The organism is Kribbella solani (assembly GCF_014205295.1).
Classification (GTDB): Bacteria; Actinomycetota; Actinomycetes; order Propionibacteriales; family Kribbellaceae; genus Kribbella; species Kribbella solani.
In genome coordinates this window covers 5,581,412-5,602,500 of the sequence record NZ_JACHNF010000001.1, presented here as the reverse complement: position 1 = coordinate 5,602,500, position 21,089 = coordinate 5,581,412, and the positions used below count along the sequence as shown (strand labels likewise).

The window sequence follows — 21,089 nt, the reverse complement described above, 5'->3', positions numbered from 1 at the left end:
GGACCCCGCCGGTCAACTGGCGGCGTTCACCTCCGAAATTGCCCTGGGCCGGGGCGGCGGGGTCAGCGGTGGAGGGGTGGTTCGGCGCGGACGTAGGCGCGGATGACGGTCGCGGCGGCGCCGCGGGCCCAGTCGTCGAAGGTGTGCGAGCGGAGCATCAGCCGGCAGTTGCCCGCGGCGCCGAAGGCGTGGTCGGCGAAGGCGCGGCGCATCCGCTCCTCGTACAGCTCGTACTCGGCGACGCCTTCGCCCGCGATCACGACCAGTTCGGGGCCGACCAGGTTCACCATCGCCGCCAGCGCCGCGCCGATCACCTCACCGGCGCGGTCGAACGCGGCACCCGCCTGCCGGTCGCCGGCGTGGGCGAGCTCGATCGCCCCGGCCAGGTCCAGCTCCTTCCGGCCGGTGGTGTCCCGAATCCGGGCCAGGATCGCATCCGACGACGCGACGGTTTCCACGCAACCACGCCGGCCGCAGGTACACACCAGTTCGCCGGGCGCGAGCGGCAGATGGCCGAGCTCGCCGGAGACGCCGTACGCCCCGGACACCACCTCGCCGTTGACGTACAGGCCGCAGCCGATCCCGGAGCCGATCGTCACCAGCGCGAACGAGTCCGCGTTCACGCCGACGCCGAACCAGTGCTCCGCGACGGTCAGCGCGCGGACGTCGTTGGACACCACGATCGGCAGGCTGACCCGCTCGCCGAGCAACTCCGCGACCGGTACGCCGCGCCAGCCCATCAGCGGCGAGTCCCGCACCACGCCGTTCGCCGCGTCGACATCGCCGGACACCGCGATCCCGATCCCGGCCAGCGGGCCGGCCACCGCCGTACCGGATTTGAGTGCGCCGATCAGCGCCTTCACATGTTCCGCGAGCTGGTCGATCACGGCTTGCGGGACGGTGTCGTCGAGCTCCTCGTGCCGTACGTTCAGGATGCCCGCGGTGAAGTCGGTGGTGACGCCGATCAGACTGGTCGGCGTGACCTTGACCCCGATCACCGAAACGCTGCTGGGTACGACGGTCAACGGACTCACCGGTCGCCCGATGCCGACCTGGCTGTCGCCTCCCGCGGGTGCCGCCTGATCCGTGACGAACCCGGTCTCGATCAGCGGCGCCACCGCCTTGGTCACCGCCGCCTGCGACAGTCCGGTCCGGCGCGCGATCTCCACCCGCGGGATCGGACCCTGCGTGAGGATTCTGGTCAGCACCTCGACACCCGCCGGCGTGGCCAGCGGAAGCGGACGATGAGGACGCAGCGGCACAGGAACAACCTAGATCACGGCGGGTGCCTGCGACCGGTCTTCCAGGTTCGGTGAAGCCAGTGCCCAGCGGATGGTTCTGGTGAGGCCGTCACCGGCGGCTCGGACGACGGTCCGTTCGGCCAGTGGCAGGTACGGGAGCCGGAGCGGCAGTCTGGTCCACCACGGGAGCAGTCCGACCGCAGCAGCAGTCAGCACGCCGTACGCCGGTCTGGCCGCCCAGGGTACGGGCGGGTGAACCAGCATGAAGCGGGCGGCCTGGCGTGCTTCCGCTGTACCGCGCAGCTCCGGCTGGTAGTCCTTCAGTAGCTGTTGCAGCTCAGCGACCGTGGTCGGTGGGTCTATGACCCCGAGCTTGCGAGCTACCAGCGCAGCGTCCTCGACGTACAGGTCCTGCTCGTCAGCAGTCAGCGGCCGCGCCCCGTACCGCTGGTGGGCCAGCAGGAAGCTGTCCACCTCCGCCACATGCACCCACTTGAGTAGATGGGGGTCCGACGCCCGGTACTTCACCCCACCCGGACTGGTCCCCCGGACACGCTCGTGTACGGACCGAACGTGCGCGATCGCCTCCTCGGCATCCGGTACGGCACCGTACGTCGTGATGGCCAGGAAGTAGCTGGTACGACGCAACCGGCCCCACGGGTCACCGCGATACCCGGAGTGTGCCGCCACCGCCGCCATCGCGAGTGGATGCAGCGACTGCAACAACAGCGCCCGCAGTCCGCCGGCGAACATCGACGCGTCACCGTGTACGCGGCGGATCGGCCGGTCCGGCGCGAACCAGCGCGGCCCGGGCGTCTTGTGCACCCGGTCGCGCTCGGCGTACGGATCCGGGCCGGCCACCTTCGTCAGGATCATCCGCGCGAGCCCGTCCCGCAGCGGAGTCAGCGGAGCCAGTGGACTCAGCGGACTCGGTGGACTCAGCGGCGGCAGCGAAGCAGAACTGGTGGCGGCCATGGAATCCAGTCTCCCCACCACGCCAAGCGCTTCGATCAGGCGGGCGCGTACTCGGGTTCGAGCAGCGAGTACAGCAGCGAGTCCCGCCAGCCGCCGTTGGTGAAGACATGGTCGCGAAGCTGGCCCTCGTACGTGAACCCGAGGCGCTTCACGACCGCGATCGAGGCCTCGTTCTCGGGGCCGATCGCGGCGGTCACCCGGTGCCGGGACAGGGTGCCGAAGGCGAAGCGCAGCAGCGTCCGGGCGGCGTCGGTGGCGTACCCACGGCCCCACTGGTCGGCGTGGATCGCGTAGCCGAGCTTCGCCGTCCAGGGTCCGCTCGGCGCGATCCGGGCGAACCCGACCACGCGGTCGTCGACCGGCCGGGTGACCGCGAGCATGTAGTCCGGCCGGTCCTGCCGCGCCGACCGGTCGATGATGCCGGCCAGGTTCTGCTCGGCCTTGGCCCGGTCGTAGCTGTCGAACGCCATCCAGGTGGTGACCCGGTCGTCACCGGCGATGGCCAGGTAATCGTCGAGGTCGGACGTCCGGAATTCGCGCAGTACAGTCAGCTCGCCGCTGAGCTCCATAGCTGTCTTGCCTTTCCCCCACCGCTCCAGTTTCGGGCAGAGACTACCGGGGGTACGTCTGCATCGGCGTCCGGGTGAAGGCCTCGATCTCCTCCTGCAGCTCCCGGGCATCCTCGGCGCGGCCGGACTGCCGCAGCGCCTGGTGGACCCGGCGGGCCGAGTGCACGACACCGTTGATCCGCCGCTCCGTCGGCAGCGTCAGCACCGGCGCCAGCGCGTCCGCCGCGCCGTCCAGCTCGCCGCTCGCGATCCGGGTGATCGCCATCGCGGCGTGGCTGCCGGCGGCGTCACCGAAGGCCCACTCCGGGTGGTTCTGGTCGGTGTACGCGTCCACTGCCTGGCTGGAGTACCGCTGTGCCTGGTCGACTTCACCCGGCAGCCACGCCAGCGCGTCGGCGGCGTAGTAGAGCTGGCGGTTGCGGCCGAACGTGCACAGGCCGCCCATGGCGTCCAGGTCGTCGTTCTGGACCGAGTCCCAGGCATCCTCGGCGCGCTCGAGCGCGTGCCGGGCCGCTTCCGGGTTGCCGAGCGCTGCCCAGGCCCGGGCCTCGCTGACCGGGAGCCAGACGCTGGTGGTGCTGTTCGCCTGCTCCGCGTACCCGGCGCCGAGCTGCGCGTAGCGGACCGAGTCGTGCGGGTTGCCGGCCCAGTACGAGACCAGGGACTGCAGGCCGCGGACCCAGGCCCGGAGGCCGTGGTGGTCGGCGTTGTCGGCGCAGAGGAACGCGGTCCGCGCCTGGGTCAGGGCGGCGTGCGGGTTGCCGAGGTCGTGCGAGGCCTTGGCCAGCAGACCGCCGGTCACCCCGGCCAGGAAGTACAGCTGGCGGTGGTGGTCCGGGCGCTGGCGGCTCTCCAGCAGACCGAAAACCAGGTCCTGCGTCTCGACCAGCTGGCCGAGGATTTCGGGCAGGGGGCGCTGCGGGTACGCCTGGGCGGCGTGGCGTACGTCGTCGTACACCTGTTCCATGGCCTCGCTTCCGAGACCGGACTGGGCCGCGAGGGCAAACGCCCTCGCTCGGCTGGCAGCCATGTCGAGAACCTCCATCTCATTACCTGTCGTGATCCGTCCACTCGCGGCAGGTGCCGGCACCACCTGGGCAGCCGGTTCGGGCTGGTACGGCGAGAGGAGTTCCTCGACCGGCTTGCCGAACATGCGTTGCAGGGTGCGCCGGGTCTGAGGAGTGGTCCCCGCGCGCTCGCCCGATGCGAGCCGCCGCAGGTGCCGCTCGGTGATGGTTCCACCCAGCTCGACGAACTCGGCGACGATCTCGGAGTAGGTCTGGTTCCGGCGCTGGATCAGGTGCGCCAGGACCGTCTTTGGCGCGTACCTACCCGCCATCGTTCCTCCCGTTCACGTCAGCTAAGACGTTGTCTCGACTCATGCCCCACGACAAGGTGCTGTCCCCCAGATGTCCGCGAGAGGACCGGAAGAGGTCCGGCAAAGGTCCGGTCCAGGTCCTAGAGCGGTCACGTTGGGCTCGTGCACCATTACTGCCATGACAACCAGTAAGTCCAACTGGTTGCAAGGCCTGAGAGTTACGGGGTGAGAGGTAGTGAGCATCGCGGAAATGACGTCGAGACAGCACCGGCGCAGAGTCCGGGTCTGGTTCGGCGAGCACGTGATCGCACAGTACGTCGCGGAAGCGCCACTGGCCGCCCGCTACGAGCAGGCGATGCGGCGTCGTTTCGCCGGTCTGAAGGTCACCAACGACCTGCTCGGACCGCTCGACTCCACCGACTGAAACAGCACTGAAGCAGGACCGCAACACCGGTAACACCCGATATGCGTCCGGGTCCTCCTCAGACCCGGTTGCTGCACCCTGGAGTCTCCTCACGTTCAGGGGCAGTTCTGGAAAGTTCGGGGCACTCCTCAGTCCCGGACACCACCCAGGCGCGGTCCGGGGCACTCCTCAGCCCCGGACCGCGCCGCCCACCGGCCCGGCTGGGCTTGGCGGCTGAGTTCCCTGTATCGCCGCCGCCCAGCCGTTCCAACCACCTCCTGGCCGACACCTCGGGCCAGGCAGGGCCGAGTGTCCTGGGCGGTAGGACACCGGAGGCTCCCGACACCTCACCGGGAACCTCCCCCTTGAGGTGGCTGGGCTCCGAGTGTGACCGCCGCGCCTGGGCGGTCACACTCGGAGCCTTCACTCCAGGTTGCCGGCCATCCGGCGCAGTACGCCGACGGTGGTCAGGTACTCCGGCTCGGAGATGCCCGCCGTGATCGCACGGCGGTGCGCCCGGACCTTGACCGTCAGGTCCGCCAGGGCACGCGACCCGGCCGCCGTCAGCTCGTCGCCGGTCAGCCACTCGCGCTCGACCAGCGGATTCGTCACCGCGGCGAGCTCGGCCGGGTCGTCGTCCAGGAACGGCGCCAGCGCCACCGCGATCACTTCGCCGCCGGCCGCCGCGTTCAGCGCCTGCCACTGGCGCCGGTTCAGCCCGTCGGCCGCGAGCAGCCGCTCGAACGACGCCTCGATCAACCGATCGACCTCTTTCAGCCACCACCCGATAGGCTTGTTGTCAGCAGACATATACATGTCAACAAGCATATAGTTGGACGAGGACATGAACAACACCAACCCAGCCCCGACAGCCAATCCACCCGAGCCGGCTGCTGAGGCGGCCGATCCGGCTGCGGCGGCGACGGCTGCGCCCGAGGCGGCGGGTGCTGTTGAGGCGGCTTCGGTTGAGGCGGTCGAGGGGGCGATGGTTGCGATCCGGCGGCGGCAGGCTCGGCGTACGTTCGGGGTGCAGGCGGGTGGGTCGGATCCGGTGCAGGAGGTGCTGGATGCGGTCGAGGCGGCTGGGGGCGAGCCGATCGGGGTCAACGGTGTCGCGGCCGCGCTCGGGGTCGATCAGCCGCGGGCGAGCAAGCTGGTCGCCGCCGCGGTCGCGGGTGGGCTGATCCGGCGCGAGGCGGACCAGGCGGACGGCCGCCGGACCAACCTGGTCCTCACGCCGGCCGGGCACGACCAGCTGGCAACCGTCCACAAGCACCGTCAGTCCCGCTTCGCCGACGCGATGGCCGACTGGACCCCCGCCGAACGAACCACCTTCGCCACCCTTCTGACCCGCTTCGTGACCACGCTGGACCGCTAGATGTCCGCTCGAGGTCCGCTCTTCGGAACCTTTCCGGCGCTCCGTGCGGATTTCTTTCCGGAGAGAGTCAGCTGTCCCCCGAGGCGACGTAGACGGCGAAGGGGGCGCCGGGCAGGATCTGAGCGGCGTCGGTGGACCAGCCCTCAGCGTGGATCTCGCCGAGGTACCGCATGCCGAGCCGCTGTAGCACCGCCTGAGATGCGGTGTCGACCCGTTCGGTGAAGGCGACCACCGAGCGAGCACCGAGGGTGTTGAAGGCATAGTCCAACCCGGCCTGCCCGAGCTCCGCCTCCAGCCCACGACCGCGGGCTGATTCGACCAGCGCCCAGCCGAGTTCCAGGCGGTCGGTGGCCCAGCCTGGTCCGGCGAGCGTGCCGATCGCCTCGGCGGTCGGCGTTCCTTCAGGGAGGCGGGAGAGGCCACCGCGGCCGGCCGCGGCTCCGGTGGTGCGGTCGTAGGCGATCCACTTGCCGACCCCGTCGCGCTCCCAGTCCGGCGCATGTCCGGGGTGTACCCCGTTGGGCCCGGTGATCGGTTCCAAGCGGAGGTGTTCGGTGAACCTGGTGCGTACGGTGCGCGCGACCAGGTCACGTAGTCGTCGGTCGCCGTCGGGGCGGTTGACCATCAGCAGGTCGAGGTCGTCCGGTCCGGCCCAGGCGGATGCGTCGTGCTTGCCGGCTTCGAGTAGCGGACGGCTGAGGTCGCCGTCGATCGTGACGAGATAGTCGATTTCGCGGCGTACGCGACCGTCCCACTCCCATTCCCAGTCCGCGATCGTCCAGACGATGTCGCGGACCTTCCAGCCGGTCTCCTCCTCGACCTCGCGGACGAGCGCCTCTTCCGGTGTCTCGCCGGGTTCGAGATGACCGCCGACGATGTCCCAGATCCCGGGCAGCAGCCGCCGGTCGGGCGTACGCCGCTGCAGGTACACGCGATGCTGCTCGTCCCGGATCAGTGCACCAACACAGTCGACCGTACGCATGCCATCAACCTAGTAGTACTAGTGCGCCGTGTCGGAGCACTAGCGCAGCGGTCGTTCGGTGATGCGGTTGGGCATGAACAGAACAGCAGCCACGAGCAGTACAGCCGCAGCCGCCGCGCCGTAGTACACGTCATGTACGGCGGGAGCGAGTACGCCGGCGGGGACCTTCTGCAAGTCGGAGTGGTTGTCGCCGAGCCGGGACGCGACCACGGCGTTCGCCACCGCGCCGAACAGAGCGACTCCGACCGCGCTGCCGACGGAGCGGGAGAACATGTTCGCCCCGGTCACCACGCCGCGCGTCTGCCAGTCGACCGACGACTGTGCCGCCACGACCGATGGTGACGCGGAGAAGCCGAGTCCGATGCCGATCACGAAGCACGCCGCCGCCAGGTGCAGTACGGAGCTGTCGGGCCCGACCATCAACAACAGCCCGGACCCTAGTACGACGATGATCGCGCCGAGTGTCATCGTGGTCCGGAAGCCGACTCGCAGGTAGATGCGCCCGGCGAGCGAGGCCGCGATCGGCCAGCCGAGCGTCATCGCGGCCAAGGTGAATCCGGCGACCAGCGCGGACGTACCGAGCACGCTCTGCGCGTACAGCGGCACGTACGTGGACAGTCCGATCATCAGCAACCCGATCAGCAAAGCCGCCGAGTTGGCCGAGTTCAGTACGCGCTGCCCGAGCACCCACAACGGCAGGATCGGCTCCGCGGCGCGACGCTCGACCAGTACGAACGCAACGAGCAGTACCACCGCCGCGGCCAGGATCACGATGCTGGTCGTCGAACCCCAGTCCCACATCACGCCGCCCTCGAGCAGGCCGAGCAGCAACAGCGAGCCGCCGACCGCGAGCAGAATCGCGCCGGCGTAGTCGATCTGGTGCCGGGTCTTGTCGCCGATCTTCTCGTCGAACTTGCGGACCAGTACCCAGGCGGCCGCGACGCCGAGCGGGATGTTCACGAAGAAGATCCATCGCCAGGAGATGTAGTCCGAGAACACTCCGCCCAGCGTCGGCCCGACGAACGACGAGATGCCCCAGACGCTGGCCAGGTAGCCCTGCACCTTGGCCCGCTCGGCGAGCGTGTAGATGTCGCCGACGATCGTCATGCCGATCGGCTGGATCGCCCCGGCGCCGAGACCCTGGATCAGCCGGAACGCGATCAGCGCCGGCATGCTCCAGGCGAACCCGCAGAGCACCGATCCGAGCACGAACAACCCGACGCCGAGCAGCATCATCGGCTTCCGCCCGCGCTGGTCGGCGAGCTTGCCGTAGATCGGCACCGACACCGCCTGCGCCAGCAGGTAGATCGAGAACAGCCACGGGAACTGCGTGAAGCCGCCGAGGTCGGCAACCACCGACGGTACGGCCGTCGCCAGGATCGTCGCGTCGATCGCGACCAGCCCGACACTCAGCATCACGGCCAGTAAGATCGGCCCCCGCTCGGACCGAAGTCCCACCCCAGTTCGATCGATCCGCGCAGTAGTCATATTACTGGTCAATGTATGTGAGACGGCAACAATTCCCCACCCGGGGATCGCCTGCCGGACAGGTCGGGCCGGTTCGGTGATCGCGTACCCGATCAGGCTGCCGCACAACGCGAGCACGATCAGCGTGGACAGCGCGAGCCGCAGCGAGCTGTGCTCGGCGATCGCCCCGAGCACCGGCGTCGCGACGCCGCCGATGCTGACCGCGAGACCGAGCGTCATGCCGCCGGCCGTGCCGACGCGACCGGGCAGGAAGTCCTGACCGAGCGTGACGTGCAGCGAGAACGGGATCGACATCGCGATCGCGGTCAGCGCGAGGAACCCGAAGAACGCGGGGCCGGGTACGAACACCAGGCCCGCGAGCGCCGGCACCGCGATCGCGTACGAGACGCGCAGCGTGCGCACCCGCCCGTACCGGGTGGCGAACCGCCCGCCGAGCAACGTACCGAGCGCACCGGACGCGAAGAGGACGAACAACGCGACCCCACCGGTCGTCGTTCCGCCGCCGACCCGCTGCCCGGCGTACAGCGCGATGAACGTCCCGAGGCCGACGAACACGATCGACCGGCAGACCATGATCACCGACAACCGCAGGAACGACGACCAGTCGTCCGGTCCCTCCGGCCGGGTACGAGTGACCGCGCCGGTGACCCGGGAGCGCACCGCCCACGAGGTGATCGCGGCCCCGAAGATTGCCGGTACGACGAGCACCGGCGTCAGCGCGAGCCCGCCCGCGGCGATGATCGGCGTGACCAGGACCGGCGCCAGCGCGAAGCCGACGTTTCCGCCAACCGAGAACCAGCTCATCCCGACATGACTGCCGTCGCTGACCACCCGCGCCATCCGGGCCGCCTCCGGGTGGTACGCGGCCACGCCGAGACCGGACAGCGCCGCGGCGAGCCAGCTGAGTACGTAGCCGTCGCCGACGCCGATCAGCGCGATCCCGAGCCCGGCCGTGGTCATCGCGATCGGGATCAGCCAGGTCAGCGGCCGCCGATCGGTGAGTACGCCGAACAGCGGCTGCACCACCGATGACAGCAAGGTCGCGGCCAAGGTGATCCCGGACACCGCCACGTACCCGAGCCCACGCTCCGCGACCAGGAACGGGACCAGCGCCGGCACGCAACCCTGGTACACGTCCACACACGCGTGGCCCGTAGCCATCAGTCCGATCGGTCGAAGTCTCCGCACCTCACGATCGTCGCCGCCGCGACCCTTGTCCGGCTTCCGATAAAATGCCAAGTGATGCCGGAAACCAGCCAACTGCCCGCGAACACCGGTCACCGGCCGATCCAGGCCGGCGGCGGCATCGAGGCGCACTGGCACGACCGCAACCAGATCGTGTACGCGGGCCGCGGCGTCCTGTCCGTGACGACCGACGCCGGCAGCTGGGTGGCGCCTGGTACCCGAGCCATCTGGATTCCGGCCGGCACGGTCCACCAGCACCGCGCGTACGGCGAGACCGCCCTGCACACGATCGGCCTGGAAGACAACCCACTGCGCCTGGATGTCCCATCGGCACTGGTAGTCAGCCCGCTGCTCCGCGAGCTGATCCTCACCTACACCTCAACCGAACAACAGCCGCCCAAGCCACCAACCGAGCGGCTGCCAACCGAGCAGCCCCTGTCCGAGCAGCCGCTGTCCGAGCTGGCTGAGCGAGCGCGGTTGCGGGCTGTGCTGCTGGACCAGCTGCGCGGCTCGCCGCAGCGCCCTACTTATCTACCCACCGCCCAAGACCCACGGTTGGCAGCAGCCTGTGCACTGCTTGTGGATAACCCAGCCGACGGCCGGACGCTGACCGAGCTGGGCGCAGTAGTAGGTGCGAGCGAACGCACCCTGAGCCGCCTCTGCAAGACAGACCTGGGCATGACTTTTCCACAGTGGCGTACCCAACTCAGACTGCACGAAGGACTCAGGCTCTTGGCCGAAGGGGAGTCAGTGACGCGCGTCGCTCACGCCTGTGGCTGGGCGTCGACCAGTGCGTTCATCGACACGTTCCGCCGCGCGTTCGGTCACACACCGGGCTCGCGTAAGGCCTGATCCAGGATCCGGCTCCACTGGCGTACGATCCCGCGCCGCCGCGCACTGTCATCCGTCAACAGAGCAGCCAGCCCAAGCCCGCGGGCCATGTCCAGTACGCCCTGCACCGTTTCCCGTACGCCCGCAGTCCGCTCACTGACCTCCAGCACTTCCAGCAACGCCCGGTGTGCTTGGCGACCCACATGTGCTTCCAGCCGCACTATCTGCTGCCGCAGCGCCTCTTCGGTCGACGCAGCCACCCACAGGTGCAACGCGGCCCGGAACAGTGGCCCGGTGTACACGTCCGCCAGCATCCCGACGATCGCCTCAGTACGCCCCGCGCCGCTCGGCAGATCGGACGCCTGCGCGCGGATCTCCGCGAGCCGCACCTCGGTCATGTACTCGACTGCTGCCGCGAAGAGGTCCGCCCTGGTCGGGAAGTGATGCTGCGCCGCCCCACGCGACACCCCGGCGCGGGTCGCCACCACACTCACCGTCGTCGCCGCGTACCCGACCTCGGCGAGTGACTCCACCGCCGCCTCGAGCAACCGCTGCCGGGTCGCCCGCGAACGATCCTGTTGCGGCGCCCGCAGCACCTCACTCACTTGTGACCTCACTCATTAGCGGCTTCGCGCGCCCGCAGCTCGCGCCGCAGGATCTTCCCGGACGCCGCCTTCGGCACCGCGTCGATGAACTCCACCTGCCGGATCTTCTTGTACGGCGCCACCCGCGCGGCCACGTACGCGATCACGTCCGCCGCGGTCAGCGCCACCCCGGGCATCGGCACCACGAACGCCTTCGGAACTTCGTTGCCATCAGCATCGACGCCGATGACCGCCGCGTCCGCGATCCGGTCGTCGGTGAGCAATACAGCCTCCAACTCTGCGGGCGGCACCTGGTACCCGTGGTACTTGATCAGCTCCTTCACCCGGTCCACGACGTACAGATAACCGCGCGCGTCCATCCGCCCGATGTCGCCGGTGTGCAGCCAGCCGTCCGGATCGACGGTCGCGTCGGTGTCGGCCGGCCGACCCAGGTATCCCTTCATCACCTGCGGCCCGCGAATCCAGATCTCGCCCTCGTCGGTATCGTTGCCGTCGGCACCGACCAGTCGCAGCTCGGTCGACGGGAACAGCTTCCCGACCGCGCCCGGCGGCGGCTCCGGGTCGTCCTGCGGTACGGCGTGCGTGCCCGGCGACAGTTCGGTCATCCCGTACGCCTGCAGGACCGCGTGCAACCCGAGCCGCTTCGCGCACGCCTGCGCCAGCTCACCGTCGAGCGGCGCCGCGGCCGACGTGACGTACTTCAAGTGGGACAAGTCGTACCCGTCGACCAAGGGGTGCTTCGCCAGCGCAAGCACCACCGGCGGCGCCACGAACGCGCGCGTGATCCGCTGCTGGTCGAGCGTGGTCAGGAACTGCTGCAGGTCGAACTTGGGCAGCACGACGACGGTCACGCCGAGCCGGAGCGGAAGGTTCATCAGCACCGACAGCCCGTAGATGTGGAAGAACGGCAGGATCGCGATCACCCGCTCACCCGGAGCGATCTGGATCATCACCTCGGCCTGGGAGATGTTGGTCGCGATGTTGCGGTGCGTCAGCATCACGCCCTTCGCCGCGCCGGTGGTTCCACTGGAGTACGGCAGGACTGCCACATCGGAGGCCGGATCGATCGTCACCGTCGGTTCCGGCGCGGTGGACGCGAGTAGTTCCTGCACTGACCGGTACCCCTCGGCCTGGTCACACACGAAGATCTGCTCGACGCCCGTACCCTCGACTGCCGCTGTCGCGATCGGCAGGAACAGCGAAATCGTCACCAGCAACTTCGCCTTCGAGTCGACGAGTTGCTTGTGCAGCTCGTCGGCGGTGTACAGCGCGTTCACCGTGGTCACCGTCGCGCCCGCGCGGGTCGCGCCGTAGAACACGGCCGGGTACAGGATCGTGTTCGGGCTGTGCAGCGCGATCACGTCACCATGCCTGATGCCCAGCTCGGCCAGGCCGGCCGCGATCCGCCGGGTCATGCGGTCCAGCTGGGCGTAACTGAGCTCCTGCCCGGTGATGCCGTCGACCATCGCCGGCCGATCGCCGTACTCCTGGGCTTTGCCGAGGACGGCGTCGTGGATCGGGAGGTCGAGCACCTCGACGGGTGGAAACTCGCTGGTGATGATCATGCCGAGGCCTCTCAGTAGGACTTGGGCAAACCGAGACTGTGCTGGGCGACGAAGTTCAGGATCATCTCCCGGCTGACCGGTGCGATCCGGGTGGCGCGCGCGGCCGCGACCAGGGCCGCGACACCGTACTCGACCGTCATCCCGTTCCCGCCGAGCGACTGCACCGCCTGGTCGGTGGCGCGGACGGCGACCTCGCCGGCGGCGTACTTGGCCATGTTCGCGGCCTCACCAGCGGCCAGGTCGTCACCCGCGTCGTACAGGGCCGCGGCCTTCTGCATCATCAGCCGGGCCAGCTCCAGCTCGATCTTGATCTGGGCCAGCGGGTGCGCGATGCCCTGGTGCGCGCCGATCGGCGCCTTCCAGACCGCGCGCTCCTTGACGTACGCGGTCGCCTTGCCGAGCGCATGCCGCGCGATCCCGATCGCGAACGCCGACGCCATGATCCGCTCGGGGTTGAGCCCAGCGAACAACTGCATCAGCGCCGCGTCCTCGGACCCGACGAGCGCATCCGGTGGGAGTTGTACGTCATCCAGGAACAACGCGTATTGCTTGTCCGGACTGATCAGGTCCATCTCGATCTGCCGGAACTCCACGCCCGGCGCGTCGATCGGAACGATGAACAGGGCGGGCTTGAGCTTGCCGGTGCGTGCGTCCTCGGTCCGGCCGACGACCAGGACCGCCTTCGCGACGTCGAGACCGGAGATGAACACCTTGCGCCCGGTCAGCGACCAGCCGTCTCCGGTACGCCGGGCGGTGGTGGTGATCTGGTGCGAGTTCGAGCCGGCGTCCGGTTCGGTGATCGCGAACGCCATGATCGTGCTGCCGTCCGCGATACCGGGCAGCCAGCGCTGCTTCTGATCGGCGGTGCCGAAGCGCGAGATCACGGTGCCGCAGATCGACGGCGAGACGACCATCATCAGCAACGGGCAGCCGGCCGCGCCGAGCTCCTCGAGGACGATCGAGAGATCGGCCATCCCGCCGCCTCCGCCGCCGTACTGCTCGGGCAGGTTGACACCGAGGAAGCCGAGCTTGCCGGCTTCCAGCCAGAGCTCGGCGGTCGACCCACCGGATCGGGCCTGCCGGTTGAACCACTCGTAGCCGTACTTGGCGCCGAGCTCACCGACGACCTTCCGCAGCTCCCGCCGCTCTTCGGACTCCACGAAGCTCATCGGCATCCCCCGACCGTCGCATCGGTTTCTGCAAGGTTCATGCGTCCTCCCCAACCACGGCCAGTACCGCACCGACCTCTACCTGTTGTCCAGCGTCCACCGGCAACTCGTTCACCACGCCGTCGGCCGGGGCGGCGATCGTGTGTTCCATCTTCATCGCCTCCAGCCAGAGCAGCGGCTGGCCCTGCGTCACCTTGTCGCCGACCTGGACCCCGACGCGTACCACCGTCCCCGGCATTGGCGCCACCAACGACCCGGCCGCTACTTGCTGCGCTGGATCGACGAACCGCGCGACCGGCGTCAGGCTGACGTTGCCAAGCGGCGAGTCCACGCACACCAGCCCGGCGTACGCCGCGACCGCGAAGGACCTGCGTACGCCGTCGACGTCCAGGACCACTCGTTCGGGGTCCGCCTGGATCAGCCGTACGTTGCCGTCCGCAACCAATCCGTCCCGGGTCAACCGGTACGCGACCTCGTACCCGACAGCGCCGACCTGGTACTTCTTCCGCTGTGGTTGCGACGGCACGTTCCGCCAGCCGCTCGCGACCTGCACCGGCGTACGCGCCTGTCGTCCCGCCGCGTCCGCCAGCGCCGCCGCGAGCGCGGACACCCGCACCGCCGCGTCATCAGGTCCCGCGCCCACGCCATGCTTGTCGAAGAAGGCGGTGTCGGTGTCACCCGCGAGAAACGCCGGATGCCGCAAGATCCAGGCCAGCAGGTCCCGATTCGTCCCCACGCCGTGGATCGCCGCCCGCTCCAGTACGCCGGCCAGCCGCCGCGCCACCGCGGTCCGATCCGGCCCGGACGCGATCACCTTCGCCAGCATCGCGTCGTAGTACGGCGAAACCTCCGACCCATCCACCACCCCGGAGTCCACTCGTACGCCGGACGACAGGTCGAACCGGTGCAGTACGCCGGTCTGCGGTTGCCAGTCACGCAGCGGATCCTCGGCGTACAGGCGTACCTCGATCGCGTGACCAACGGTCGGAGGCGGTTCCGGTACGAGCTGCGCGCCGCCCGCGATCGCGAACTGCAGTTCGACCAGATCCAATCCAGTCGTCTCCTCGGTGACCGGATGCTCGACCTGGAGGCGCGTGTTCATTTCGAGGAAGTAGAACTCTCCGGCCTCGTCGGCGAGGAACTCGACGGTGCCTGCGCCGACGTACCCGATCGCGGCGGCCGCGGTGCGGGCCGCGTCGTAGAGGCGCGGGCGCATGGCTGGGATGCGTTCGACCAGCGGGGATGGCGCCTCTTCGACCACCTTCTGGTGGCGGCGCTGGATCGAGCATTCGCGCTCGCCGACGGCCCAGATCGTGCCGTGCTGGTCCGCCATCACCTGCACCTCGATGTGGCGCCCGCCGGCCAGGTAGCGCTCGCAGAAGACCGTGCCGTCGCCGAACGCCGACAACGCCTCCGCCGAGGCCGCCTCGATCTCGGCCGCCAGGTCCTCGAGCCGAGTCACGACGCGCATGCCGCGCCCACCGCCGCCGGCCGATGCCTTGACCAGAACGGGCAGGTCGGTCGCGCCCACTTCGGCTGGGGTCAGCTCGGCGAGCACCGGCACACCGGCGGCCGCCATCAGCTTCTTGGCTTCGATCTTCGAGCCCATCGACGAGATCGCGTCGACCGGCGGGCCGATCCAGGTCAGTCCGGCGTCGATCGCGGCCTGGGCGAAGGCGGCGTTCTCGGACAGGAAGCCGTAGCCGGGGTGGATCGCGTCGGCGCCGGCTCGCTGGGCTGCCTCGATGATCAGGTCGGCTCGTAGGTAGGTGTCGGCCGGCGTGTTACCAGGCAGGTGAACGGCGGCATCCGCCTCGGGTACGAACGGCATCGACGCGTCGGCGGTCGAGTGGACGGCGACGGTGGACAGGCCGAGGTCGCGGGCGGTCCGGAAGATTCGTCGCGCGATCTCGCCCCGGTTGGCGACCAGTACAGAGTTGATCCGAGTCACGTCGTCACATCCTGAAGACGCCGAAGGACGTGGTGCCTTCGACTGGTGCGGAGTGAATGGCGGACAGGCAGATGGCGAGTACGGTCCGGGTGTCCCGCGGATCGATCACCCCGTCGTCGTACAACCGCCCGGACAGGAACATCGGCAGCGACTCCGCCTCGATCTGCCCCTCGACGTACGCGCGCAACTGCCGGTCGGCCGCCTCGTCGTACGGCTGCCCTTTCGCCTCCGCCGCCGCCCGCGCGACGATCGACAGTACGCCGGCCAGCTGTTGCGGTCCCATCACCGCGGACTTCGCCGACGGCCACGCGAACAGGAACCGCGGATCGAACGCGCGACCACACATCCCGTAGTGCCCGGCGCCGTACGAGGCACCCATCAGGATCGAGATGTGCGGGACCTTCGAGTTGGAGACCGCGTTGATCATCTGCGCGCCGTGCTTGATGATGCCGCCCTGCTCGTACTCCTGCCCGACCATGTAACCGGTGGTGTTGTGCAGGAAGATCAGCGGCGTGTTCGACCGGTTCGCCAGCTGGATGAACTGCGCCGCCTTCTGAGACTCCGCGCTGAACAGCACCCCGCGCGCATTCGCCAGGATGCCCACCGGATACCCGTGCACGGACGCCCAACCGGTAGCGAGCGACGACCCGTACAGCGGCTTGAACTCGTCGAACACCGAACCGTCCACCACGCGGGCGATCACGTCCCGCGGGTCGAACGGAATACGCAGATCACCCGGCACGAGGTCCAACAGGTCATCCGCGGCGAGCAACGGTTCGGCGTACGCGGGTCCCGGCGCCGGGCCGCGCTTGCGCCAGTTCAACCGGGACACGATCTGCCGCCCGAGCCGGATCGCGTCGGGTTCGTCGACCGCGAAGTAGTCGGCCAGGCCGGACTGCCGCGCGTGCATCGCCGCGCCGCCGAGCGACTCGTCGTCCGCGTCCTCGCCGGTGGCCATCTTCACCAGCGGTGGCCCGGCCAGGAACACCTTCGCGCCGCCGTCGACCATCACCACGTAGTCGCTCATCCCCGGGATGTACGCGCCGCCCGCGGTCGAGTTGCCGAACACCAGCGCGATCGTCGGAATCCCCTCGGCCGACAACCGGGTCAGGTCCCGGAACATCGCGCCGCCCGGAATGAAGATCTCCTTCTGTGTCGGCAGGTCCGCGCCGCCGGACTCGACCAGGCTGATCACCGGTAGCCGGTTCGCCCGCGCGATCTCGTCGGCCCGCAACGCCTTGCGCAGCGTCCACGGGTTGCTGGCGCCGCCCTTGACGGTCGGATCGTTCGCGGTGATCAGGCACTCGACGCCTTCGACCACGCCGATCCCGGTCACCAGACTGGCGCCGACGGTGAAGTCCGAACCCCAGCCGGCCAGCGGGGACAGTTCGAGGAAGTACGAATCCGGGTCGAGCAGCAGCTCGATCCGCTCCCGCGCCAGCAGCTTGCCGCGCTGGTGGTGCCTGGCGACATACTTCTCGCCCCCGCCGGCGAGCGCCTTCGCATGCTCGTCGTCGAGCGCGGCGAGCTTCGCCAGCATCAGTTCCCGATTGCTCGGCCGGTCCGCTTCGGGTTCGGCCGAGGAGGGGGTGGTGTGGTTGGTCATCCGGTGAACCCCAGTCGTTTCGCCGCCAGGCCGGTCAGGATTTCGGTGGTCCCGCCGCCGATGGCGAGGATCTTCTGATCGCGGTACTGCCGCTCCACTTCGGCCTCCCGCATGTACCCGAGACCGCCGTGCAACTGCAACGCCTGGTCGCAGACCCACTGCCCGGCTTCGACCGCGGTGTTCTTGGCGAAGCACGTCTCGGCGATCACCTCCTCGCCGCGTACGGCGCGCTCGGCGACCGCGTGCACGTACACCCGCGCGACCTCGATCCGCCGGGCCATCTCGGTGAGCGTGTACTGCACGGTCTGCCGAGAGCTCAACGGTCGCCCGAACGTCTCGCGTTGCTTGCACCAGGCAACAGTCAGGTCCAGCGCGCGCTGCGCACCCGCGTACGCCTGAACCGCCAGCGTCAACCGTTCCGCGACGAAGTTCACCGCCAGCTGGACGAAACCGGAGTCCTGCGTACCGACCAGGTTCCCGACCGGGACGCGTACGTCCGTGAACGACAACTCGGCAGTGTCCGAGCAGAGCCAGCCCAGCTTCTCCAGCTTGCGTGACACCACGAATCCCGGTGTGTCCCGCTCGATCACCAGCAAGCTGATCCCGTGCGCGCCGGGTCCGCCAGTACGCACCGCCGTCGTCACGAAGTCCGCCCGGCAGCCGGAGGTGATGTACGTCTTCGCACCGTTGACGACGAAGACATCATCTTCGCGACGGGCCGTCGTACGCACCGAGGCGACGTCCGAGCCGCCGTCGGGTTCGGTGATCGCCAGCGCGCCGATCAGCTCACCATCCAACGTTGGCCGGACCCATTTGTCGAGCTGTTGCTCGTTGCCGGCCGCAATGAGATGTGGGAGGGCGATGCCGCAGGTCAGCAGGGACGCGACCAGGCCGCCCGACCCGCCGGCGTAATGCATCTCCTCGACCACCGCGATCGAGTCGAGCAGCGATCCACCGCCACCACCGACCGCCTCCGGAAAGCCGACGCCCAGCAAACCGAGCTGCCCGGCCTTCTTGTGCAGGTCGCGCGGCAGCTCGCCGGCCCGTTCCCAGTCGTCCAGCGAAGGCAGTACGTCGGCCGCCATGAACCGCCGGACCGTATCGCGCAGCGCCTCCCGCTCGGCTGTCATAACAGCACTTCCGGCACGTCGACGTACCGCGACCGCAGCCACTCCCCGAGCGCCTTCGCCTGTGGGTCGAAGCGTGCCTGCGCGGCGACGCCTTCCCCGAGCAGACCCTCGACGACGAAGTTCACTGCCCAGAGGTTCGGCAGCAAGTAGCGATGGACGGTCAACGGGCGGGTCTCGGGGAGCAGCGTCTTGAAGAGCTCGGTGGTGAGGGTGTGCGCGAGCCAGCGCCAGGTCTTCTCGTCGCGGACCCACACGCCGACGTTCGCGTCGCCGCCCTTGTCGCCGGAGCGCGCCCCGGCGATCCGGCCGAGCGGGACCTCGCGCGTACGCATCCGTCCGCTCGACGCGAGCTGCGGCAACGGCATCGGCGGCCGGATGTCCTGGACCGGTTCGAGCGGCCGCGTTTCGGCCGCCGGTTCGATCGCCCGGCGCGATCCGTCCGGAAGTACGACCACGTGCTCCACCTCGTGGATGTCCACGTACTCAGCGCGGAAGACGCCGTACGGCGACCCGTCGCCGGGCGGCGCGGTGACATGGAAACCCGGGTAGCTCGCCAGCGCCAGCTCGACCGCGGCACTGCTGAACGCGCGCCCGACCACCTTCGGGTCCGGGTCCTTCACCGCGCACTTGAGGAAGACGCTTGCCTCCTGCTCGGACTCGGCGTTCGGCTTCTCGGTCCAGGCGAGCGTCCACTTCAGCTCCGCCGGACGCTTCGCCAGCGCCTGCTCCAGCTGGCGCTGGACCAGCTCAGCCTTCTGCTCCAACTGCAGGCCGGTCAGCACGAAATCGACCTCGTTGCGGAAGCCGCCGACGCTGTTCAGCGAGACCTTGTACGTCGGCGGTGGCGCCTCGCCGCGAACGCCGGAGATCCGGACCCGATCGGTGCCGTCGGCAACCAGCTCGATCGTGTCCAGGCGGGTCGTGACGTCCGGACCCGCGTACCGGGCGCCGGTGATCTCGTACAGGAGCTGGGCCTTGACGGTGTCGATGGTGACCGCGCCACCGGTGTTGTCGTGCTTGGTGATCACGCTGCTGCCGTCGGCGTGGATCTCCGCGATCGGGAATCCTGGTCGGCCGAAGTCGTGGAGCTCGCTGAAGAACGCGTAGTTCCCGCCGGTTGCCTGGCAGCCGCATTCGATCACATGCCCGGCGACGACCGCGCCGGCCAGCTCGTCGTACTGGGTCCGCTTCCAGCCGTGGTGCGCGGCGGCCGGTCCGACGATGACCGAGGCGTCGGTGACACGGCCGGTGACGACCACATCCGCGCCGGCGCGGAGTGCTTCGGCGATGCCCCACGCGCCGAGGTACGCGTTGGCTGTCAGGGGTTGGCCGAGGCCTAGCTCGTCGCCGCGGGCGAGGAGGTCGTCGCCTTCGACGTACGCGATCTTGGGGTGCAGGCCGAGTTTGCCCGACAGGTCGTGGATGGCTTGGGCGAGGCCGGAGGGGTTGAGGCCGCCGGCGTTGCTGACGATCTTGACGCCACGGTCCAAGGCTTCACCGAGACCGGTTTCGAGCTGTTTGAGGAAGGTTCGCGCGTAGCCGAGGGACGGGTCCTTGAGCCGATCGCGGCCGAGAATGAGCATGGTCAACTCGGCCAGGTAGTCACCGGTCAGCACATCCAACGGCCCACCGGTCAGCATCTCGTGCACGGCACTGAACCGATCCCCGTAGAACCCGGACGCATTCCCAATCCGAACCACCGAACTGGTCCGGCCAGAACTGCCCGTGCCGCCGGTGCCGCCGGTCCGGCCAGAACTGCCCGTCCTGCTCGTCCCGGTCGGGCCGGCCGCGCCTGGTCCCGTCATGCGAACTGTCCCGGGCGGCGGCCCTTTCCCGGTAGTCCGGCGAATGCCTGGATGATCCCCAGCCACTCCTCCGCCTCAGCACCTTCCCCCCGCACCGCCACGTCATCCCGGTGCCGCCGCTGCGTCGCCAGCAAGCAGAAGTCCACCGCCGGTCCGCTCACCCGCTGCGCGGCACCCTCCGGACCCCACGTCCACACGACACCATCCGGCCCGATGAGCTCGACGAAGAACTCATCGCGCGGCGGAGTGCGGTTGTTGAGTAAGTACGCGAAGTCCCGCGTACGCACCGCGAGATGCGCGACGTGCCGCAACCGCCCACTCGGTTCGCGCCGTACGCCGAGCGCATCGAACACGTCCTGCCCGTGCGCCCACGTCTCCATCAACCGCGCGGTCGCCATCGACGTCGGGCTCATCGGCGGCCCGTACCAGAGCACCTTCTCCCCGGCCGGCACCTGCTTCAGCGCCTCCGCGACCTCGGCCCGGGCCTCCCGCCAGTACGTGAGCAGCTGATCGGGCGGCAACGCGGCAGTCTCGGCAGCACCATCGTCGACGTACGTCTCCGGGCTCGCCGCCGCGACCCGCAGCGACTCCTTGAACCCCGCCGGATCACTCGCCGACAACCGCGCCGCCTCGTCGGTCCAGGCCAGGTGCGCGATCTGATGCGCGATCGTCCACCCCTCGGCCGGCGTCGGCGTCGCCCACTCGTCGGCCGCCAGCCCACCGACCAGCTGGTCCAACTCGGCACTCTCGGCGAACAGATCCGCCAGCACGTCATCCAGCCGCACGCGACACTCCCTCAGCAGGTCCCCCGAGCGTCCCACTTCCCGCAAAAAGAATCAACCGTGCTTGTTTTGCCGAACCTCGGCAGCTCGACAGGTTCCAACCTGA

The 21,089-nt window shown here is 69.2% G+C and carries 18 protein-coding genes; 3 read left to right on the top strand and 15 right to left on the bottom strand.

Annotation, left to right across the window (positions count from 1 at the left end; translation table 11 throughout):
* Positions 1-62 precede the first annotated feature (62 nt).
* Genes HDA44_RS25755 through HDA44_RS25740 form a run of 4 tightly spaced genes read right to left on the bottom strand, consistent with a single transcriptional unit; the run spans position 63 to position 4,124 of the window.
* Positions 63-1,262 (bottom strand): ROK family protein, encoded by a 1,200-nt coding sequence (locus HDA44_RS25755; protein ID WP_184838675.1) that lies wholly within the window; start codon positions 1,260-1,262, stop codon positions 63-65.
* Between the two features lie 9 nt (positions 1,263-1,271).
* Positions 1,272-2,216, bottom strand: coding sequence for an oxygenase MpaB family protein (locus tag HDA44_RS25750; RefSeq protein WP_184838673.1), 945 nt, complete (start codon positions 2,214-2,216; stop codon positions 1,272-1,274).
* A 35-nt stretch (positions 2,217-2,251) separates the two neighbouring features.
* Positions 2,252-2,785, bottom strand: coding sequence for a GNAT family N-acetyltransferase (locus HDA44_RS25745; RefSeq protein ID WP_184838671.1), 534 nt, complete (start codon positions 2,783-2,785; stop codon positions 2,252-2,254).
* Positions 2,786-2,828: 43 nt separating this feature from the next.
* Positions 2,829-4,124, bottom strand: a complete 1,296-nt coding sequence (locus HDA44_RS25740) for an NsdA family TPR-like regulatory protein (RefSeq protein ID WP_184838669.1) — start codon at positions 4,122-4,124, stop codon at positions 2,829-2,831.
* A gap of 229 nt (positions 4,125-4,353) precedes the next feature.
* Between HDA44_RS25740 and HDA44_RS25735 the strand changes: the two genes are divergently transcribed.
* Positions 4,354-4,527 (top strand): hypothetical protein, encoded by a 174-nt coding sequence (locus HDA44_RS25735; RefSeq protein ID WP_165549662.1) that lies wholly within the window; start codon positions 4,354-4,356, stop codon positions 4,525-4,527.
* A gap of 402 nt (positions 4,528-4,929) precedes the next feature.
* On the opposite strand, the gene HDA44_RS25730 is transcribed toward HDA44_RS25735, so the two are convergent.
* The gene (locus tag HDA44_RS25730) at positions 4,930-5,322 is read right to left on the bottom strand and encodes a hypothetical protein (RefSeq protein ID WP_202887562.1); all 393 of its coding nucleotides are present in this window, start codon (positions 5,320-5,322) and stop codon (positions 4,930-4,932) included.
* Between the two features lie 16 nt (positions 5,323-5,338).
* Here HDA44_RS25730 and HDA44_RS25725 point away from each other — a divergent pair, with 16 nt between their 5' ends.
* Complete coding sequence (locus HDA44_RS25725) at positions 5,339-5,884, top strand: MarR family winged helix-turn-helix transcriptional regulator (protein ID WP_238352547.1); 546 nt, start codon at positions 5,339-5,341, stop codon at positions 5,882-5,884.
* Between the two features lie 67 nt (positions 5,885-5,951).
* On the opposite strand, the gene HDA44_RS25720 is transcribed toward HDA44_RS25725, so the two are convergent.
* Both HDA44_RS25720 and HDA44_RS37535 read right to left on the bottom strand, forming a co-directional pair.
* A complete protein-coding gene (locus HDA44_RS25720; RefSeq protein WP_184838667.1) occupies positions 5,952-6,866 on the bottom strand; it encodes a GNAT family N-acetyltransferase in 915 nt (304 codons plus the stop codon).
* A gap of 39 nt (positions 6,867-6,905) precedes the next feature.
* Positions 6,906-9,542, bottom strand: a complete 2,637-nt coding sequence (locus tag HDA44_RS37535) for an MFS transporter (RefSeq protein ID WP_184838665.1) — start codon at positions 9,540-9,542, stop codon at positions 6,906-6,908.
* Positions 9,543-9,596: 54 nt separating this feature from the next.
* On the opposite strand from HDA44_RS37535, the gene HDA44_RS25710 reads away from it, so the two are divergent.
* A complete protein-coding gene (locus HDA44_RS25710) occupies positions 9,597-10,391 on the top strand; it encodes an AraC family transcriptional regulator (protein WP_184838663.1) in 795 nt (264 codons plus the stop codon).
* On the opposite strand, the gene HDA44_RS25705 is transcribed toward HDA44_RS25710, so the two are convergent.
* The 8 genes from HDA44_RS25705 to HDA44_RS25670 form a co-directional block, all read right to left on the bottom strand.
* Positions 10,364-10,975: a TetR/AcrR family transcriptional regulator gene (locus tag HDA44_RS25705; protein ID WP_184838660.1), complete on the bottom strand. Its 612-nt coding sequence runs from the start codon at positions 10,973-10,975 to the stop codon at positions 10,364-10,366. The genes HDA44_RS25710 and HDA44_RS25705 overlap by 28 nt on opposite strands.
* 8 nt (positions 10,976-10,983) lie before the next feature.
* Positions 10,984-12,540 carry an AMP-binding protein gene (locus HDA44_RS25700; RefSeq protein WP_184838658.1) on the bottom strand — a complete coding sequence of 519 codons (1,557 nt, stop codon included), beginning with the start codon at positions 12,538-12,540 and terminating at the stop codon, positions 10,984-10,986.
* Positions 12,541-12,551: 11 nt separating this feature from the next.
* Complete coding sequence (locus tag HDA44_RS25695) at positions 12,552-13,709, bottom strand: acyl-CoA dehydrogenase family protein (protein ID WP_184838656.1); 1,158 nt, start codon at positions 13,707-13,709, stop codon at positions 12,552-12,554.
* A 37-nt stretch (positions 13,710-13,746) separates the two neighbouring features.
* Entirely contained in the window at positions 13,747-15,660 is a 1,914-nt protein-coding gene (locus tag HDA44_RS25690) for an ATP-binding protein (RefSeq protein WP_184838654.1), read from the bottom strand.
* A 4-nt stretch (positions 15,661-15,664) separates the two neighbouring features.
* Positions 15,665-17,200, bottom strand: a complete 1,536-nt coding sequence (locus HDA44_RS25685) for an acyl-CoA carboxylase subunit beta (protein ID WP_238353332.1) — start codon at positions 17,198-17,200, stop codon at positions 15,665-15,667.
* A 62-nt stretch (positions 17,201-17,262) separates the two neighbouring features.
* A complete protein-coding gene (locus HDA44_RS25680) occupies positions 17,263-18,396 on the bottom strand; it encodes an acyl-CoA dehydrogenase family protein (protein ID WP_184838650.1) in 1,134 nt (377 codons plus the stop codon).
* On the bottom strand, positions 18,393-20,096 hold the full coding sequence (locus HDA44_RS25675; protein WP_337906410.1) for an acyclic terpene utilization AtuA family protein: 1,704 nt from the start codon (positions 20,094-20,096) through the stop codon (positions 18,393-18,395). The genes HDA44_RS25680 and HDA44_RS25675 overlap by 4 nt, the downstream gene beginning before the upstream one ends.
* Positions 20,097-20,197: 101 nt before the next feature.
* On the bottom strand, positions 20,198-20,986 hold the full coding sequence (locus tag HDA44_RS25670; RefSeq protein WP_184838646.1) for a TIGR03084 family metal-binding protein: 789 nt from the start codon (positions 20,984-20,986) through the stop codon (positions 20,198-20,200).
* Positions 20,987-21,089: the final 103 nt, after the last annotated feature.

What these genes read in the sequence shown, in the direction of transcription:
- HDA44_RS25750 (WP_184838673.1), bottom strand. Translation starts at nt 2,216, where the DNA reads ATGGCCGCCACCAGTTCTGCTTCGCTGCCGCCGCTGAGTCCACCGAGT.
- HDA44_RS25745 (WP_184838671.1), bottom strand. Translation starts at nt 2,785, where the DNA reads ATGGAGCTCAGCGGCGAGCTGACTGTACTGCGCGAATTCCGGACGTCC.
- HDA44_RS25740 (WP_184838669.1), bottom strand. Translation starts at nt 4,124, where the DNA reads ATGGCGGGTAGGTACGCGCCAAAGACGGTCCTGGCGCACCTGATCCAG.
- HDA44_RS25735 (WP_165549662.1), top strand. Translation starts at nt 4,354, where the DNA reads ATGACGTCGAGACAGCACCGGCGCAGAGTCCGGGTCTGGTTCGGCGAG.
- HDA44_RS25730 (WP_202887562.1), bottom strand. Translation starts at nt 5,322, where the DNA reads ATGTATATGTCTGCTGACAACAAGCCTATCGGGTGGTGGCTGAAAGAG.
- HDA44_RS25720 (WP_184838667.1), bottom strand. Translation starts at nt 6,866, where the DNA reads ATGCGTACGGTCGACTGTGTTGGTGCACTGATCCGGGACGAGCAGCAT.
- HDA44_RS25710 (WP_184838663.1), top strand. Translation starts at nt 9,597, where the DNA reads ATGCCGGAAACCAGCCAACTGCCCGCGAACACCGGTCACCGGCCGATC.
- HDA44_RS25700 (WP_184838658.1), bottom strand. Translation starts at nt 12,540, where the DNA reads ATGATCATCACCAGCGAGTTTCCACCCGTCGAGGTGCTCGACCTCCCG.
- HDA44_RS25695 (WP_184838656.1), bottom strand. Translation starts at nt 13,709, where the DNA reads ATGAGCTTCGTGGAGTCCGAAGAGCGGCGGGAGCTGCGGAAGGTCGTC.
- HDA44_RS25685 (WP_238353332.1), bottom strand. Translation starts at nt 17,200, where the DNA reads ATGCTGGCGAAGCTCGCCGCGCTCGACGACGAGCATGCGAAGGCGCTC.
- HDA44_RS25680 (WP_184838650.1), bottom strand. Translation starts at nt 18,396, where the DNA reads ATGACAGCCGAGCGGGAGGCGCTGCGCGATACGGTCCGGCGGTTCATG.